Source organism: Thioclava sp. GXIMD4215, assembly GCF_045291555.1.
Lineage (GTDB): Bacteria > Pseudomonadota > Alphaproteobacteria > Rhodobacterales > Rhodobacteraceae > Thioclava > Thioclava litoralis.
In genome coordinates, this window is sequence record NZ_CP149515.1 from 2,748,599 (window position 1) to 2,764,194 (window position 15,596).

Sequence of the window (15,596 nt, forward strand, 5' to 3'; positions counted from 1 at the left end):
GCTCTTTCAAAGCTGTGGATTACCTTGCATCCAAACGAAAGGAGGCCGCTATGAAGGTCGAATATCTGCACACTATGGTCCGCGTGCTGGATCTGGAAAAGACGATCGGGTTTTTCAAACTTCTGGGTCTGATCGAGCGCCGCCGTGTCGAAAATGAAAAGGGCCGTTTCACGCTGGTCTTCATGTGCCCGCCGGGCCAAGAAGATGGCCGTGCCGATGTCGAGCTGACGTGGAACTGGGATGGTGATAGCGGTCTGCCCTCGGACAGCCGCCACTTCGGGCATCTGGCCTATCGGGTCGAGAATATCTACGACATGTGCGCCAAGCTGCAAGAGGCGGGTGTGACCATCAACCGCCCGCCGCGCGATGGCCATATGGCCTTTGTGCGCTCGCCCGATAATGTGTCGATCGAGCTGCTACAAATGGGCGATGCCCTCGCCCCCGCCGAGCCTTGGGCAAGTATGGAAAACACGGGTCATTGGTAAGTTTACACTCAAGGCCTCCGGATGTTGCGTCGGAGGCCTGATATTCGGGGGCTATTTTCAAATACGATGTTCGTGATTAATTTTCATTGGTGACATTAGGTATGTGAACTTCTTCGGGAATAAGTGTAGTTCGTCGAGCCTGTTTGCAAACGCTCTATGCCGACTTAAGAGGATTAGGTATCGGCTCCCGTCCCCAAGTATCTTATCGTATTGCGAGGCTGCTAAAAAAAGGGTCACGTAGCCAGTAGATAGCTTCGTCGCTGCCTCGACTAGGGCAAGTTGGGAGGCCACTTCCCTTGGCGTGCCGGATATTTTTTCAGTTGGACCTTTTAAAAGCGCTGGTGAATTGCTGAGAGAAGCTCGAGCTAATTCCTTGGCAAGCGTTGTGTCCAGAGGCTCTTTGCTGTTCGCAACAAATATTTTGTGGTTGGCTGATAAAATGGCTTCAACATGCAATTCGGCGTTATTAAGAAGATCTTTCGCTTCTGAAACTGCCTGAGCCTGTTTCAATGAAAGCCAAGCGAGGATGCCCGCAATCAGCGTGGCCCCTGCGCCGATGAAGGTTGCCCATTGAGAGAAGAGTTCTGACTGGAAATGGCTATCTGCCAGCGCATAGGTGGTGATGGCCAGCAAAAAGCCAATCAGAAGTCCGCTGACAAAGGGCGGGGTGTCTTTCAACGCTTTGAGAAAATGCACTTGGAGCGATCCTTTTTTCTAACTGCTCCGAGCATAGATCAACGGCAGTCCTTGTCTGAGGACTATCTCCCGAACTTGTCTTTCAGCTTTTCCAGCGGCGAGCGGGTGTCTTCCGGCGCGGCGGCAGGTTTGGCGGGGCGCTCGGTCTGGATCTTTTCGGGGCGTGTGCCCGTTGAACTGCGGGGGGGCGCAGTGCGCAGGCTGACGGCGTTGAGGAATTTCTGCCCGTCGCCCGAGGCCAGAGCTGTGGCGCCGTCGGAGAGGCCGCGCATCAGGTCATCCAGCATCTGCTCTTCGGATTTGGCAAAATCGGCCAGCACATAGCCCGCCACGCGGTCCTTATGGCCCGGGTGGCCGATGCCCAGCCGCACGCGCTGGTAATCGGGCGAGAGATGCGCATGGATCGAGCGTAGCCCGTTATGGCCTGCATGGCCTCCGCCCTGTTTCAACCGGCATTTCCCCGGGGCAAGGTCGAGTTCATCATGGAAAACCGTCAGATCCGCCACGGTGAATTTGTAGAAATCGGCTGCCGCGCGGACCGACTGGCCGGAATTGTTCATGAAGGTCTCGGGCTTGAGCAGCACGATACGCTCGGAGCCCAAGCGGCCCTCGCTGATCTGGCCTTGGAATTTGGATTTCCACGGGCCGAAGCCGTGGTCTTCGGCGATGCGGTCAAGCGCCATGAAGCCGATGTTATGTCGGGTTCCGGCATATTTCGCACCGGGATTTCCGAGGCCTACCCAGAGTTGCATGTGTTCTGTCCTTCGGTTCATGCGGCCCGTTGCCGTGGCGGGGCTGGGGGCTCTGCCCCCTCTGGCGCGGTGCCCGCGCCATTCACCCCCGGGATATTTCGGGCAGCTGGAAAATAAGCGTCAGGCGCTTTCTATCTGGCCGAAGCGCTGACGCCAAGTGGCAGGGGCCACGCCATAGCGTTTGCGGAAGTGGTGGCGCAGGAGCGCGGCGGAGCCGAAGCCGCAGCGCTCGGCGATCTGGTCGATGCTTGGGGTGGGGGCTTCGAGGAGGAGGGCGGCCTGTCTGAGACGCTCTTCGTTGAGGAAACGGATCGGGGTGGTGCCTGTGGCGTCGAGGAAGCGCCTGAGGAAGGTGCGCTCGCTCATGGCGCAGGCGTTTGCGAGGCCGCTGATGGTGGGGGTATGGGTGAGGTTCTGGCGCAGCCGGTCCAGCAGGGGCGCAATCCTGTCGGCCTCGGTGGCGCGCGGGACAGGGCGGGGCAGGAACTGGTTCTGCCCGCCATCGCGATGGGAGGCGATGACGAGGCGGCGGGCGACCGAATTGGCGGCCTCCGCGCCGAAATCCTGCCGTACGATATGCAGCCCCAGATCCAGCCCCGCCGCCGAGCCCGCAGAGGTATAAAGCGGGGCATCATCGGTATAGAGATTGTCGGCCCGCAGGGTGACATCGGGATAGCGGGCCGCAAAATCTTTGGCATAGCGCCAGTGGGTGGTGGCGCTGTGGCCGTCGAGCAGCCCCGTCTGGGCCAGCACAAAAGCGCCCGAACAGATCGTGGCAATCCGCGCGCCGCGCGCATGGGCTGCAATCAGCGCGGCTGTCAGTGCGGGCGGGGCGGGGGTATGCGCGCCGCGCCAGCCGGGGATGACAATCAGGCCTGCCTCCTCCAGCAGTTCCAGCCCGCCATCGGTACTGACCCTCAGCCCGCCATGCGCGCGGAGCGGGCCCGGCTCGATCGCCGCTGTGCGGAACCGGTACCAATGCGGGCCCATCTCGGGACGCGGGAGGCCGAAAATCTCGGCGGTGACACCGAATTCGAAGGTGCATAGCCCGTCATAGATCAGCGCCACGACACGGTTATTGGCGATCGGCTGCAAAGGCAGAAGTGGCAGGATATTGTCTTGCGTTGTCATTTCGCCATCTTACGCGATGGGGCAGGGTCTGGCAATCTGGCCTTATCGAGAAAAGGAGTTTCGAAATGAATGCTGTTCTGTCCCGTCCGCCTGTTGCTGCCGCCGATGTCGTGGCGCTGCTGGAACCCCAATGCGCGCTGCATACCGATTGCCATGATGTGCACGACGCCGATGGCGGCTTCGTCCTGTTGCATGTGATGGGGATGCCGGACACCTATGCCCGCCGCCATATCCCGAACGCGGTGTTCATGCCGCATCGCATGATCACGGCAGAGCGGCTGGCTGACTGGCCGCAAGACACCCTTTTTGTGGTCTATTGCTCTGGTCCGCATTGCAATGCAGCCGAGCAGGCGGCGCTGGCGATTGCGCGGCTCGGGCGGCCCGTGAAGATCATGCTGGGCGGCTTGATGGGCTGGGAATATGAGGGGCTTGCCTTTGCGGGCGAGGCAGCGCTGGCCTGATCGCCTTCTCTTGCAATGCAAAACGCGGAGCCATTGGCCCCGCGTTCCGTCAGACAGATGTCTGCGCGCAGATTATTCAGCTGCGGCTTCGCCTTCGGCTTCCTCTTCGTCGTCACCACCGCCAAGGCCTTTGGGCGCTGCGATGTTTGCGATGACGAAGTCGCGGTCGATGGTCGGTTTCGCGCCATTGGGCAGCGAGACTTCGGAGATGTGGATCACGTCGCCGATTTTCTTGCCGGTCAGATCGACAACGATCTGCTCGGGGATATCACCGGCCAGAACTTCCAGCTCGACTTCCTGACGTACGATGGTCAGAACGCCACCGCGCTTGAGGCCCGGTGCGGCTTCGTGGTTCACGAACTCGACATGCACGAAGAGTGCGATGCGCGAGTTGCGGTGGGTGCGCATGAAGTCGACGTGGGTCGGCAGGTCTTTGACGACGTCTTTTTGAACGCCGCGGCAGATCACGCGGACGTCTTCCTGACCTTCGACCTTCAGGTTGAACAGGGTCGACAGGAAGCGGCCTTTGCGCAGACGGGTCAGAAGCGGGTTGAACTCGAGGTTCAGTGCCAGCGGTTCTTTACCATCGCCGTAAACGATTGCAGGTACTTTGCCCTCACGACGTGCTGCGCGAGCGGCCCCCTTGCCCGTCCCCGAACGCACGACGGCTTCGATCGTTTCGATCTCTTTTGCCATTTTGCTATCTCCGAATATGGAATGTAAAAGGGCCGCCTCCAAGGGTGCGACCCATGAGCGCCTGCCATTAGGCGAGAATGCCCTTTATGGCAAGCCCCAAATCGGCCGTCTCAGGCGTATTCGTCCAGGAAGCCCGTGGGCAGAAGCACGTTGTGACGCCCCAGATCGTGCACGTTCTTCTCGCCGCACAGGGCCATGGTGATATCCAGCTCCTTGCGGATGATCTCCAGCGCCGTGGCCACGCCCTGCTCGCCCATCGCGCCCAGCCCATGAATGAAGGCGCGACCGATGAAGGTGGAATTGGCCCCCAAGGCCAGAGCCTTGAGCACATCCTGCCCCGAACGGATGCCGCTATCCATAAAGATTTCCATCTCCGGCCCTACGGCCTCGCGGATCTTCGGTAGCATACGGATGGCGCTCAGCGCCCCGTCCAGCTGACGCCCGCCATGGTTCGACACGATCATCGCATCGGCCCCGAAATCGCGTGCCAATCGGGCATCATCCTCATCAAGGATCCCCTTCAGGATCAGCTTGCCGCCCCATTGGTCACGAATGCGGGCGATTTTCGACCAGTCGAGCTTGGGGTCGAACTGCTCGGCGGTCCAGCTGCCAAGGCTCGAGGCATCGCTCACGCCCTTCGCATGGCCCACGATATTGCCGAAGAAGCGCCGCTTGGTCTGCAGCATCTCGAAGCCCCATTGCCATTTTGTGGCCAGATCCAGCAGAACGGGCAGGGTCAGTTTGGGCGGGGCGGTCAGACCGTTTTTCAGATCCTTGTGCCGCTGGCCGAGGATCTGGAGATCCAGCGTCAGCACCAGCGCACTACAGCCCGCCTTTTTGGCGCGCTCCAGCGTGGCATCCACGAAGTCTTCGTCCTTCATCACATAAAGCTGGAACCAGAACGGATCGGTCGTATGGGCGGCCACATCCTCGATCGAGCAGATCGACATCGTCGACAATGTGAAGGGGACGCCGGCCTTTTCCGCTGCCCGGGCCGCCTTGATCTCGCCATCGGCGCGCTGCATCCCCGTTAGCCCGACAGGGGCCAGGGCGACAGGCATCGCGACATCGCGCCCGATCATTTTGGTCGCGGTCGAGCGCCCCTCCATATCTACGGCCACTTTCTGGCGCAGACGGATCTTCTGGAAATCGGTGGTGTTCTCGCGAAACGTCTGCTCGGTATAGGAGCCGCTCTCGGCATAATCGTAAAACATCTTCGGCGTGCGGCGTTTGTGAAGACGTTTAAGATCGTCGATGCAAGTGATAACGGCCATGGAAAACACTCCGAAAGTTAATTTTGCTCATGGCTTAGCAATGCCGCTCGGAGATGGCAATTGAACAATGCTGCATGGCAGAGATGTTGCGAAAGGGGGCTGTCTGCCCCCTTCTTGCGGCTGAAGCCGCAATTCATCCCCCGAGGATATTTCGGGCAGCTGGAAACATTAGGGTAAATTTAAGACTATTGTTTCAAAGTTGAGAGGCGGAACAGGCGGGGACGCCGATGGCCGTGCAGATGGACAGACGGGAGGCGCATGGGATTGCACCGCCGATATATCAATTAGGCGGCCGATACGCCCATGCGTCTTTCCTGTTTTCCAGCTGCCTGAAATATCCCGGGGGAGGCGCCGTCAGGCGCTAGGGGCAGAGCCCCCTTTTCCGACGCGATGGATCAGGCGGAATGGGCACCCGCAGCGAGCGCTGCGACAAATGTTGCGATGTCTTCAGTGCCTTTGCCCGCGGCAACTTCCTTGACAATAGCTGAACCGACCACACAGCCGTCTGCAATAGCGGCAATGTCGCGGGCGGCATCGGGGGTGTTGATGCCAAAGCCCACGATCACCGGCAGATCGGTCGAGGCTTTGATGCGGGCCACTTCGGGGGCTACGTCGCGCGGTTGGGCTGCCGCGGCACCGGTGATGCCGGTAACCGATACGTAATAGACAAAGCCGGAGGTGTTCTGCAGCACTTTGGGCAGGCGCTTCGCGTCAGTTGTGGGGGTGGCCAAACGGATGAAGTTGATCCCGGCTTTCTGCGCCGGAATGCACAGCTCTTCATCTTCTTCGGGCGGCAGGTCCACGACGATCAATCCGTCAATCCCTGCCGCTTTGGCGTCGATCAGGAACTTGTCCACGCCGCGCGAATAGATCGGGTTGTAATAGCCCATCATCACGATCGGGGTGGTATCATCGGTTTTGCGGAATTCCGTTGCCATATCCAGCGTTTTCTGCAGCGTCATGCCGCCATCCAGCGCGCGTTGGCCGGCAAGCTGGATGGTGGCCCCATCCGCCATCGGATCGGTGAAGGGCATGCCCAGTTCGATAATATCCACGCCGGCGGCGGGCAGGGCTTTCATGACCTCGAGAGAGTGTGCCATATCTGGGTCGCCGCCCATGATATACGCGACAAAGGCTTTCTTCCCTTCGGCTTTCAGGGCCGCGAACTTGGTATCGATGCGGGTGGTGGTCATGACATGCTCCCTAAGCTTTGCGCCTCTTTTCGCGCAAGGCGCGGGGCTTGTCTAGCGCCCGCAAGGCCGGATTGCCTTCAAGCGCGGGTCAATCTTGCATGAAATGCGCCTGCGCTTTACTAGGGGGCGAGAATTTCAGGACCGTTTTGCCAAGGAGAGCGTGATGGGCTTCAAGATGGGTATCGTGGGTCTGCCGAATGTCGGCAAGTCGACCCTGTTCAACGCGCTGACCAAGACGGCAGCGGCGCAGGCGGCGAATTTTCCGTTCTGCACGATCGAACCGAATGTGGGCGAGGTCGCAGTTCCCGATCCGCGTCTCGATAAGCTGGCCGAGATCGCGGGGTCGAAAGAGATCATCCCGACCCGTATGACCTTTGTCGATATCGCGGGTCTGGTGAAGGGCGCGTCCAAAGGGGAAGGTCTGGGCAATCAGTTTCTGGCCAATATCCGCGAGACCGATGCCATTGCGCAGGTGCTGCGCTGTTTCGAGGATGACGATGTGACCCATGTCGCTGGTCGCATCGATCCGGTGGCCGATGCCGAGACCATCGAGACCGAGCTGATGATCGCCGATCTCGAGTCGATCGAGAAGCGTCTGGCCAATCTTGTGCGCAAGATCCGCGGTGGCGATAAGGAAGCGAAAGAGCAGGAGAAACTGCTGCTGGCCGCGAAAGAGGCGCTGGAGGCGGGCCGTCCGGCACGCACGGTGCAGGTTTCGGAAGACGACCAAAAAGCGTGGCGCATGCTGCAGCTATTGACCTCGAAGCCGATCCTCTATGTCTGCAACGTGGAAGAAAGCTCGGCCTCCACCGGCAATTCTCTTTCAGCCAAAGTGGCCGAGATGGCCGCGGCACAGGGCGCGGGCACGGTGGTGATTTCGGCCAAGATCGAGGAAGAGATCAGCCAGCTCGAGGCCGAGGAAGCCGAGATGTTCTTGGGCGAAATGGGGCTTGAGGAAGCGGGTCTCGACCGTCTGATCCGCGCAGGCTACGAGTTGCTGGGGTTGCAGACCTATTTCACCGTTGGGCCGAAAGAGGCGCGTGCATGGACGATTCCGCAGGGCACGCTAGCGCCGCAGGCGGCGGGCGTGATCCACGGCGATTTCGAGCGTGGTTTCATTCGTGCCGAGACCATTGCCTTTGATGACTATGTCGCGGGCAAAGGCGAGGCGGGGGCCAAGGAGGCTGGCAAATTCCGCGTCGAGGGCAAGACCTACGAGGTCAAGGACGGCGACGTTCTGCATTTCCTTTTCAACGCCTGAGTGAAGTGCGCTGGCGGTTGGGCGATCGTCCTTGTGAAATCACCCGCGTAATTTTGCCATTCGGGGGTTTTCGGCTGTCACTTGACGGGGTCTGCTCTGTCATCGCTGGCGAAGCTATCGGTTTCGGGTGAACCAGAAAACGCCGCTCCGGTTGGGGCGGCGTTTTGCTTGAAGGCGATCTGTGTTGGCCACGCCCGCCTGAGGGCCATTGGTCCGTGCTGGGGGCAGAAGGAGAAGGCCGGAGATGTTCCGGCCCTTTGGTTCAATGGGCCAGCATATCCTGCACGATCTGCGCACCGCTGAGCGCGGTGGGATAGTAGGTCGGCCAATTTGTCAGCTCCTTGAGGACGCTGGCGCGGTCATTGCCCCAGAACAGATGGAAATGGACCGCGTTCTGCGGTGCAATGGCATGGTCGGAAAACTGGATGTAGTCAGGGGCTTGCATATCACCTGCGGCTTTCTTGAAAATGAAGCGCACACCGCGATTGCCCTTTGCATAGGTCAGGGTTTCATGCCCATCGGCGCGATAGGTGCCGCTATAGGACGAGGTGCCGGTATGGAAGGTCACGGTGTCGCCCTTGATATCAATTTGTTCGACGTCGGTCTTATAGCCTGTATCGTAATAGGCGCGGTATTCGGCGGCGGATTTATCTCCGCTTTCGGCTTTATGGGCAATGACGGGATCCAGTGTGCCATCCTTGAGATAGGGGTAAACCGATTGCCAGCTTCCGTCCCAGTCCGAAAGATTGCGATCTGCAATTTGCGAATCCTCGAAATAGCCATGATAAATATCATCCGAGGCATGGGTATGCATATGGCTCTCGGCGGCGGCTGTATGGGCAAGGCCCAAGGCGAAGATGCCAGTGAGGGCGAGGCGGAAGAGGGTCATGAAAAGCTCCGTTGGTCAATATTTTGCAATGTAATTACATTACTAAAATTTGACGTAAGGATCCGCAATGTGCAAATAGTGCCAAGGCGTGCTTTGCTATTGTTTTCATAGTGGTGAGAGTGAAATGCGCTGGCAGCCCGTAGGGGAATCGAACCCCTCTTTCCAGGTTGAAAACCTGGCGTCCTAACCGATAGACGAACGGGCCACTCTGGCGTGTTCGGCGGTGTCAGTGGCAGCCCGTAGGGGAATCGAACCCCTCTTTCCAGGTTGAAAACCTGGCGTCCTAACCGATAGACGAACGGGCCATTTCTGACACGCCTGCGTTGCAAGTGGCAGCCCGTAGGGGAATCGAACCCCTCTTTCCAGGTTGAAAACCTGGCGTCCTAACCGATAGACGAACGGGCCATGCTTGCGGCGTGGGGCGGTAGATAGTCGAGGTTTCTTCGCCGCGCAAGAGGTTTTTTCACGATATTCTCACCTGTCGTGGCGCGCGGGGAAAACACCCATGAAAATATGCGCTTTCAAAGGGTTTCAATAGCGGGTGCGGCATCCTCCAGCCGCAGTTGAACCTTGCTTCTGCCGCCCCAGGTGTTGATTTCCAGTCGGCCGGCCAGATGGAATCGTGTCGCCCCCGGCTTGGCAAGGGCCGGACCGATGGCGCTATCAAAGGCCCCGAAGGCGATGGCATCGCGTTTCTGGCCCAGACCATCCCCGAAAGAGAATCGCAGATGCGATTCGCCAACCTGACGCGCCCCGGTAATTTCCATCGCGGGGAAGGCAAAACGCGGGGCAGGGGCGCCCTGACCGAAGGGGCCGGCCTGTTCGATCTGCTCGATCAGGTCGGTTGTGGCCGCGCCGGGCATCAGCAGCGTGTCGATGCGCAGATCACGCGGCCCACCGGCCCCCGCGCCCTGCTTGGCCAACAGCTCTGCCAGACGCTCCATCGCGGCCTCCAGCTTGCCTTCCTCGACCGTCAGACCTGCGGCCATTTTATGCCCGCCGCCTTTCAGCAACAGCCCCTCGGCGGCCACACGCTGGATAGAGGCGCCAAGGTCCACCCCGTTGACCGAGCGCGCCGAGCCCTTGCCGATGCCCTTATCCAGCCCGATCACCACGGCGGGGCGGTTGGTGGCCTCTTTCAGGCGGGCGGCGACAATGCCCACCACGCCCGGATGCCAGCCCTCGCCTGCGGCCCAGACCAGAGGCGCATCCAGCCCGCGGTCTTCCGCCTGTTTCAATGCGGCCTCGCGGACGCGGTTCTCGATGTCGCGGCGGTCGGTGTTGAGCTGGTCAAGCCGGTCGGCCAGCGCCTGCGCCTCGGCCTCGTCGGTGGTCGATAGAAGACGCGCGCCCAGATCGGCGGCACCGATCCGGCCCCCCGCATTCAGCCGTGGCCCCAGCAGGAAACCCAAGTGATAGGCATTGGGCGCCTGATCCATACGGGAGACATCCGCCAAGGCGCGCAGCCCCACGCGGTCGCGCCGCCCCATCACCTTCAGCCCCTGCCGCACCAAGGCGCGGTTGCAGCCGATCAGCGGCGCCACATCGGCCACCGTGGCCAGTGCCACCAGATCCAGCATGGCGATCAGGTCCGGCCCCTTCAGGCCCTCGCCGCGCATCAGCCGGTTCACATCGACCAGCATCAGGAACACCACCGAGGCCGCACAGAGATGCGCCAGATCCTTGGTCTCGTCCTGCCGGTTGGGGTTCACGCAGGCCACGCAATCGGGCAGGGTCTCACCGCCCAAGTGGTGGTCAAGGATAATCACATCCGCACCCTTGGCTGCCGCCACAGGCTCATGCGAAAGCGTACCGCAATCGACGCAGATGATCAGGTCATGATCGCGCGCAAGGGTTTCCATCGCGGGTACGTTCGGGCCATAGCCCTCGTCGATCCGGTCGGGGATATACAGCGTCGGGTCCAGCCCCATCTGCCGCAGCCAGACCAGCAGCAGGGCGGCAGAAGAGCCGCCATCCACGTCGTAATCGGCAAAGATGGCGATGCGCTCGCGGGCCTTCACCGCGGCCAGAAAGCGGGCCGAGGCTTTCTCCATATCCAGCATCTCGCGCGGATCGGGCAGCAGGTCGCGCAGGGTGGGCTCAAGGAAGCTTGCGGCCTCCATCGGCGGCACGCCACGGGCCACAAGAATACGGGCAAGGGGATGGGGCAGGCGGGTTTCCTGCACCATGGCTTCGGTCAGCCGATCGGATTCGGGGCCGGGGCCCACCCAATGGCGATTGGTCAGGGATTGTTCGACATTCAGAAAGGCGCTCATGGCGGCAGTCCTAGCCAAAAGGGGCGCGCGCCGCCAGAAGAAACCGGCAGGTGCGGGGGATCGCCGCCTTGGCAAAGTAGAACGGCCCCCTGAGGGGCCGTCTGTGGGGTTACTTGCGCTTGGTGGGGTTGCGATAGATCATCCGGCGCACGGAGCCGGTTTTCGAACGCATCAGCACCGTTTCGGTTTCGATGTAATCGGGCTCGCGCTTGACGCCCTTCACGATCGAGCCATTGGTCACGCCGGTCATCGCGACGATCACATCCGAGGTGACAAGCTCGTCACGCGAATAGATCTTGTCGAGATCGGTGATGCCTGCCTTGGCCGCGCGGCCTTTCTCGTCGTCATTGCGGAACAGCAGCTTGCCCCACATCTGGCCGCCCATGCATTTCAGGGCCGATGCCGCCAGAACGCCCTCGGGCGCGCCGCCGGACCCCATATACATGTCGATGCCGGTGGCCTCGGCTTCGGCGCAATGGATGACACCTGCCACATCGCCATCGGTGATCAGGCGGATCGCCGCGCCGGTCGAGCGGACTTCCTTGATCATCTCCTGATGACGCTCGCGGTCGAGAATGCAGACGGTGATATCGCGGGGGGTGACGCCTTGCGCCTTGGCCAGCGCGTTCACCCGCTCGGCGGGGGACATCTCGAGCGAGACCACGTCTTTCTCGTATCCCGGACCGATGGCGAGCTTTTCCATATAGACGTCGGGCGCATGCAGCAGCGTGCCGCGCGGCGCCATCGCGATGACGGTCAGCGCGTTGGGCATGTCGAGCGCGGTCAGCGTGGTGCCTTCCAGCGGGTCAAGCGCGATATCCACAGCGGGGCCTTGGCCGGTGCCGACTTCCTCGCCGATATACAGCATGGGCGCTTCGTCGCGCTCGCCTTCGCCGATCACGACCACGCCTTTGATGTCGAGCATGTTCAACTGCTCGCGCATCGCATTCACGGCGGCTTGGTCGGCGGCTTTCTCGTCGCCACGACCGATCAGGTCGGCGCTGGCATGGGCGGCCGCTTCAGACACACGGGCCAAGCCCAGCGAAAGCATACGGTCATTGAAATCTACGGGAGTGTTCATTTCTTGTCCTGTTTCTTGCGCGTATTCGCGCAGTGCAAATGGGCCAGCGCCAAGAAAACCCGTTCCGGCAGGTAGGGCAACCCCCGTGATCGCTAACAGAAGAAAGTTAATTCAGGGACTTGGCGGTTTTTTGCAGGTCGAATGTTTTGTGACGCTGCGACGGGCCATATTGCTTCAAGGATGGGCCGAAGAGAATCGTCGGACCGGTTGGTTCGGGCAAGAGACCGAATGCAAGAGACTGAACGCAGGAGACTGGGCTCAGGAAGCTGGGCGCAGGAGACTTGCGCAGGGGGGGACGCAAAAGGGCGGGATCGCCCCGCCCTTGTTCCGCCCTGTTTCAGGGGATGTCTTTCAGAGATCTTCGATACGCAGCGCCACGGGGTCGCCCTGAACCACGCCGGTTTGCGGGAAGGTGGCGATGGCGTGCTCGATTGCATCGCTGGTGGTCTTATGGGTGACAATCAGCACCGGAGCGGCGCTGTCGGCATGGCCATATTGACGCATCCGCGAAATCGAGATGCCTGCATTGCCCAGAGCCTGCGCAATCTTGGCCAGTGCGCCGGGTTTGTCGGACAGGTTGATGCGCAGATAATAGGAGGCGGGCGCGGTGGCGACCGCTGCGGTGGCCTCGGTCAGTTGCGAGGCCGGAATGCCGAAGGTGGACAGGCGCAGGCCCCGCGCGATATCGGCGACATCGCCCATGACGGCGCTGGCGGTTGGGCCTTCGCCCGCACCCGCCCCGCGCAGCACGATCTGGCCGACGCTATCGCCTTCGACGACAACCATATTGGTGCCGCCGCTCAGTTGCCCCAAGGGCGAGGTCGCGGGCACAAGGCAGGGGGTCATCCGCTGTTCCAGCCCGCGACCGGTCATTTGCGCCACGCCCAACAACTTGATCTTATAGCCCATATCCCCCGCGCGACGGATGTCGTCGATAGAGATGCGGCCGATGCCTTCCAGTTGCACATCATGGAAAGCGACTTTTGTGCCGAAGGCGATCGAGGCCAGCAGCGACAGTTTATGGCCCGCATCGATGCCCCCGACATCAAGGTTGGGATCGGCTTCCAGATAGCCCAGCTGGCGCGCCTCTTCGAAAACGGTCGCATAGGGCAGGCCCGCATCTTCCATCCGCGTCAGGATGTAGTTGCAGGTGCCGTTCATGACGCCCATCACACGGCGGATCTGGTTGCCTGCCATGCTTTCGGTCAGGGCCTTGATACAGGGAATGCCACCCGCCACCGCGGCCTCGAAACGGATCACGCGGCCAAGGCTTTCGGCCATCTCGGCCAGCGCCTGACCGTGATGGGCCAGCAGGGATTTGTTGGCGGTCACGACATCCTTGCCGCTGGTCAGCGCGGCCTCGGTGGCATCTTTGGCTACGCCTTCATGGCCGCCCATCAATTCGACGAAGACATCGATATCCTCGCGCTTGGCCAGATCGACGGCGTCGCTCTCCCATGCATAGCTGGACAGATCCGCATCGCGGTTCTTGTTGCGGTCTCTTGCGCAGACGGCGGTGATTTCCACCTTGCGGCCGGTGCGGGCGGCCAGCAGGTCTGCATGGCGCTGGACGATTTTGACCACGCCGATGCCCACTGTGCCAAGGCCGGCAATGCCTAGACGAAGAGCGGGGCCGGTCGAGCGTTGTGCGGACATGAGATACCTCATCGGGATTGGTCTGAGTTGTGGTCTGTTAGCCGGAAATCCCCCTTGGTGCAACGCGCATCCGGTTCTGGGGCATCCGGTTGGCGCAGGCGGCAGGGAGGCTTTGGCGCAGGGGGCGCTTAATTGGTGCCCTGCGACGTGCCGTCTGTGGGTTCTGCGCGCAGGGCTGCGGCCTTGGCGCGCAGAGCGGCGGCGCGGGACTCCAGCGTGCTGGTGCCCGCGTAATCCGGTTCGCTTGTGTCGTTAAGAAGTTGATCGAGCGGCAGAAGTTCGGGGTATCCGCCTTCCATCATCGGGCCGCCGCCACAAGCTGCAAGCGTCGCGCAAAGCAACGGGACCAGAGCGAGGCAGGGCAGATGTCGCATCGATTCTCCTTTCGACGGGGCAGGGCAGACCATAGGCAGGCGCGGATTGCTTGACCAGCCCGTTTGCATGGCCTCCGGCGATCTGCGCGGCCTGTGGCCTTGGGGGAGGGGCTGGGGCGCGCAGGCGTCAGGAGGACGGGTCCCACTGGATGGGGGTGCCACGACGTCGGGTCACGACGAAATTGCCGATTGGAATGCCGTCTTTGGTTTGTGCCATGCCGACCTTTACGGCATCCGAGCTGCCATTGCCGCCCGGCAATAACAGTGTGAGATTGCCGATATTGAACGGGGGACGGTAGCGGTAGAGTGTTTCCACGATCACCGCCGTATCGCCCGCTCCCATGATCGGGATGCGGTCGGCTTCGTTATCCAGTGAGGCCTGTGTTTGCGCTTTCAGCCCGCCCGTGGCAGGCACAGGATACGAGCCGATCAGGGTGGCTTTTTTCGTGACCCCGTCGCAGTTGTCCGTATCCTGGGCGGTTGTGTGGCATTCGATCAGGGTGACCCGCATCATGGTCTGCCCGTCGAAGCTTTTGCGGGAGGCGAAATCATAGACCTTCTTCATGCCGGCCAGATAGCTGGGGCCGATGGCCGAACGTTCGCGCGACAGAATATCGGCCACGGCATAGGCGGCACGCGATACCTCGCCTTTTTTGCGGAAGGCGTCGTAGAACTGGAAGGCCAGAAAGATCCACACGGTCAGGATCAGATAGGCGAAGATCGCTTCGATCGGGATCGAGCCGTCTTCATCGCGGTGCATCTTGTGCAGGGACAGGCGCAGAGGGGTCATTGCTGGATCGGTTCGTTGGCAAAGACGGTGGTCGAGATGAGATTGAGTTCGCCGTCATCATCCTTGGCCAGCATCGCCCATCGCAGCAGGCCTGCGGCAGAGGCGGACATGATCGTGTCGCTGACAAGGGCGGGCACTTTCAGGCAGGCGCGCATCAGCATGATCTGGTTATCCGTGCCTTTCTGCAGCACGGGTTCCGCATCAAGGGCCTTGCCGTCACTATAGTCGTGGCAAAGGGCCTGTCTGTTCCAGTTCGGCGCGGTCCATGTGCTGCGGTCTACAGCCACCATCTCGATGGTCAGCTGGTTCATGCAGTTTTTGATAAAGCCGATATTGCGGCACATATTGCTTTTGATCTGGTTCTGCGTCGGAAAAAGGGTGCCATAGGTTTGCAACCTGAGGTTACGTGCGGTGATTTCCAGCCCGCGATCAAGCATGGTCTGCTTGCTCTGCAAGACGAAGATCTGGGCCGCAGCGACCACGAAGATCAGGAAAAAGGGCAGCATGATGACCGCCGCCACCGTTCCGGCACCGGTATCGTCACGAAAGAACTTGCGTAGGAAAGAGGTCATGACGCGCCT

The 15,596-nt window shown here is 60.9% G+C and carries 16 protein-coding genes and 3 tRNA genes; 3 read left to right on the forward strand and 16 right to left on the reverse strand.

Going from position 1 to position 15,596, the window contains the following annotated elements; all coding sequences use genetic code 11:
- Window positions 1-50: 50 nt before the first annotated feature.
- Window positions 51-485, forward strand: coding sequence for a VOC family protein (locus WDB86_RS13755; RefSeq protein WP_406736173.1), 435 nt, complete (start codon window positions 51-53; stop codon window positions 483-485).
- A 57-nt stretch (window positions 486-542) separates the two neighbouring features.
- On the opposite strand, the gene WDB86_RS13760 is transcribed toward WDB86_RS13755, so the two are convergent.
- The 3 genes from WDB86_RS13760 to ftrA form a co-directional block, all read right to left on the reverse strand.
- The gene (locus tag WDB86_RS13760) at window positions 543-1,181 is read right to left on the reverse strand and encodes a hypothetical protein (RefSeq protein WP_406736174.1); all 639 of its coding nucleotides are present in this window, start codon (window positions 1,179-1,181) and stop codon (window positions 543-545) included.
- 62 nt (window positions 1,182-1,243) lie between these two features.
- The gene (gene pth / locus WDB86_RS13765) at window positions 1,244-1,933 is read right to left on the reverse strand and encodes an aminoacyl-tRNA hydrolase (RefSeq protein ID WP_406736175.1); all 690 of its coding nucleotides are present in this window, start codon (window positions 1,931-1,933) and stop codon (window positions 1,244-1,246) included.
- Window positions 1,934-2,053: 120 nt separating this feature from the next.
- Window positions 2,054-3,064: a transcriptional regulator FtrA gene (gene ftrA / locus WDB86_RS13770; RefSeq protein ID WP_406736176.1), complete on the reverse strand. Its 1,011-nt coding sequence runs from the start codon at window positions 3,062-3,064 to the stop codon at window positions 2,054-2,056.
- A gap of 65 nt (window positions 3,065-3,129) precedes the next feature.
- Here ftrA and WDB86_RS13775 point away from each other — a divergent pair, with 65 nt between their 5' ends.
- Complete coding sequence (locus WDB86_RS13775; RefSeq protein WP_406736177.1) at window positions 3,130-3,525, forward strand: rhodanese-like domain-containing protein; 396 nt, start codon at window positions 3,130-3,132, stop codon at window positions 3,523-3,525.
- 72 nt (window positions 3,526-3,597) lie between these two features.
- Here the strand turns inward: WDB86_RS13775 and WDB86_RS13780 are convergent, their stop codons facing one another.
- The 3 genes from WDB86_RS13780 to trpA all read right to left on the reverse strand — a co-directional run bounded on the left by WDB86_RS13780 (window position 3,598) and on the right by trpA (window position 6,688).
- Window positions 3,598-4,221, reverse strand: a complete 624-nt coding sequence (locus WDB86_RS13780) for a 50S ribosomal protein L25/general stress protein Ctc (RefSeq protein ID WP_406736178.1) — start codon at window positions 4,219-4,221, stop codon at window positions 3,598-3,600.
- 110 nt (window positions 4,222-4,331) lie between these two features.
- Window positions 4,332-5,495: an alpha-hydroxy acid oxidase gene (locus WDB86_RS13785; protein WP_339107936.1), complete on the reverse strand. Its 1,164-nt coding sequence runs from the start codon at window positions 5,493-5,495 to the stop codon at window positions 4,332-4,334.
- 395 nt (window positions 5,496-5,890) lie between these two features.
- On the reverse strand, window positions 5,891-6,688 hold the full coding sequence (trpA, locus tag WDB86_RS13790; protein WP_406736179.1) for a tryptophan synthase subunit alpha: 798 nt from the start codon (window positions 6,686-6,688) through the stop codon (window positions 5,891-5,893).
- 163 nt (window positions 6,689-6,851) lie between these two features.
- On the opposite strand from trpA, the gene ychF reads away from it, so the two are divergent.
- Window positions 6,852-7,949, forward strand: a complete 1,098-nt coding sequence (gene ychF / locus WDB86_RS13795) for a redox-regulated ATPase YchF (RefSeq protein ID WP_406736180.1) — start codon at window positions 6,852-6,854, stop codon at window positions 7,947-7,949.
- 262 nt (window positions 7,950-8,211) lie between these two features.
- Here the strand turns inward: ychF and WDB86_RS13800 are convergent, their stop codons facing one another.
- From WDB86_RS13800 to WDB86_RS13845, 10 genes are all read right to left on the reverse strand, one after another.
- A complete protein-coding gene (locus WDB86_RS13800) occupies window positions 8,212-8,763 on the reverse strand; it encodes a metal-binding protein ZinT (RefSeq protein ID WP_406737056.1) in 552 nt (183 codons plus the stop codon).
- Between the two features lie 205 nt (window positions 8,764-8,968).
- Window positions 8,969-9,043, reverse strand: a tRNA-Glu gene (locus WDB86_RS13805).
- Between the two features lie 25 nt (window positions 9,044-9,068).
- Window positions 9,069-9,143, reverse strand: a tRNA-Glu gene (locus WDB86_RS13810).
- A 25-nt stretch (window positions 9,144-9,168) separates the two neighbouring features.
- Window positions 9,169-9,243 (reverse strand) — tRNA-Glu (locus WDB86_RS13815).
- Window positions 9,244-9,359: 116 nt separating this feature from the next.
- Window positions 9,360-11,114, reverse strand: a complete 1,755-nt coding sequence (recJ, locus tag WDB86_RS13820; RefSeq protein ID WP_339107932.1) for a single-stranded-DNA-specific exonuclease RecJ — start codon at window positions 11,112-11,114, stop codon at window positions 9,360-9,362.
- A gap of 109 nt (window positions 11,115-11,223) precedes the next feature.
- A complete protein-coding gene (gene glpX, locus WDB86_RS13825) occupies window positions 11,224-12,195 on the reverse strand; it encodes a class II fructose-bisphosphatase (protein ID WP_339107931.1) in 972 nt (323 codons plus the stop codon).
- A 351-nt stretch (window positions 12,196-12,546) separates the two neighbouring features.
- The gene (locus tag WDB86_RS13830) at window positions 12,547-13,851 is read right to left on the reverse strand and encodes a homoserine dehydrogenase (protein ID WP_406736181.1); all 1,305 of its coding nucleotides are present in this window, start codon (window positions 13,849-13,851) and stop codon (window positions 12,547-12,549) included.
- A 128-nt stretch (window positions 13,852-13,979) separates the two neighbouring features.
- The gene (locus WDB86_RS13835; RefSeq protein WP_339107929.1) at window positions 13,980-14,225 is read right to left on the reverse strand and encodes a hypothetical protein; all 246 of its coding nucleotides are present in this window, start codon (window positions 14,223-14,225) and stop codon (window positions 13,980-13,982) included.
- Window positions 14,226-14,352: 127 nt separating this feature from the next.
- Window positions 14,353-15,015, reverse strand: a complete 663-nt coding sequence (locus WDB86_RS13840; RefSeq protein WP_406721154.1) for a TadE/TadG family type IV pilus assembly protein — start codon at window positions 15,013-15,015, stop codon at window positions 14,353-14,355.
- Entirely contained in the window at window positions 15,012-15,587 is a 576-nt protein-coding gene (locus tag WDB86_RS13845; RefSeq protein ID WP_339107927.1) for a hypothetical protein, read from the reverse strand. Before WDB86_RS13845 ends, WDB86_RS13840 begins: the two co-directional genes overlap by 4 nt.
- Between the last annotated feature and the right edge of the window lie 9 nt (window positions 15,588-15,596).

Bases quoted from the DNA above. Each gene is read 5' to 3' on its own strand.
- WDB86_RS13755 (WP_406736173.1), top strand. From the start codon at position 51: ATGAAGGTCGAATATCTGCACACTATGGTCCGCGTGCTGGATCTGGAA.
- pth (WP_406736175.1), bottom strand. From the start codon at position 1,933: ATGCAACTCTGGGTAGGCCTCGGAAATCCCGGTGCGAAATATGCCGGA.
- ftrA (WP_406736176.1), bottom strand. From the start codon at position 3,064: ATGACAACGCAAGACAATATCCTGCCACTTCTGCCTTTGCAGCCGATC.
- WDB86_RS13775 (WP_406736177.1), top strand. From the start codon at position 3,130: ATGAATGCTGTTCTGTCCCGTCCGCCTGTTGCTGCCGCCGATGTCGTG.
- WDB86_RS13780 (WP_406736178.1), bottom strand. From the start codon at position 4,221: ATGGCAAAAGAGATCGAAACGATCGAAGCCGTCGTGCGTTCGGGGACG.
- WDB86_RS13785 (WP_339107936.1), bottom strand. From the start codon at position 5,495: ATGGCCGTTATCACTTGCATCGACGATCTTAAACGTCTTCACAAACGC.
- trpA (WP_406736179.1), bottom strand. From the start codon at position 6,688: ATGACCACCACCCGCATCGATACCAAGTTCGCGGCCCTGAAAGCCGAA.
- ychF (WP_406736180.1), top strand. From the start codon at position 6,852: ATGGGCTTCAAGATGGGTATCGTGGGTCTGCCGAATGTCGGCAAGTCG.
- WDB86_RS13800 (WP_406737056.1), bottom strand. From the start codon at position 8,763: ATGCATACCCATGCCTCGGATGATATTTATCATGGCTATTTCGAGGAT.
- recJ (WP_339107932.1), bottom strand. From the start codon at position 11,114: ATGAGCGCCTTTCTGAATGTCGAACAATCCCTGACCAATCGCCATTGG.
- glpX (WP_339107931.1), bottom strand. From the start codon at position 12,195: ATGAACACTCCCGTAGATTTCAATGACCGTATGCTTTCGCTGGGCTTG.
- WDB86_RS13830 (WP_406736181.1), bottom strand. From the start codon at position 13,851: ATGTCCGCACAACGCTCGACCGGCCCCGCTCTTCGTCTAGGCATTGCC.
- WDB86_RS13835 (WP_339107929.1), bottom strand. From the start codon at position 14,225: ATGCGACATCTGCCCTGCCTCGCTCTGGTCCCGTTGCTTTGCGCGACG.
- WDB86_RS13840 (WP_406721154.1), bottom strand. From the start codon at position 15,015: ATGACCCCTCTGCGCCTGTCCCTGCACAAGATGCACCGCGATGAAGAC.
- WDB86_RS13845 (WP_339107927.1), bottom strand. From the start codon at position 15,587: ATGACCTCTTTCCTACGCAAGTTCTTTCGTGACGATACCGGTGCCGGA.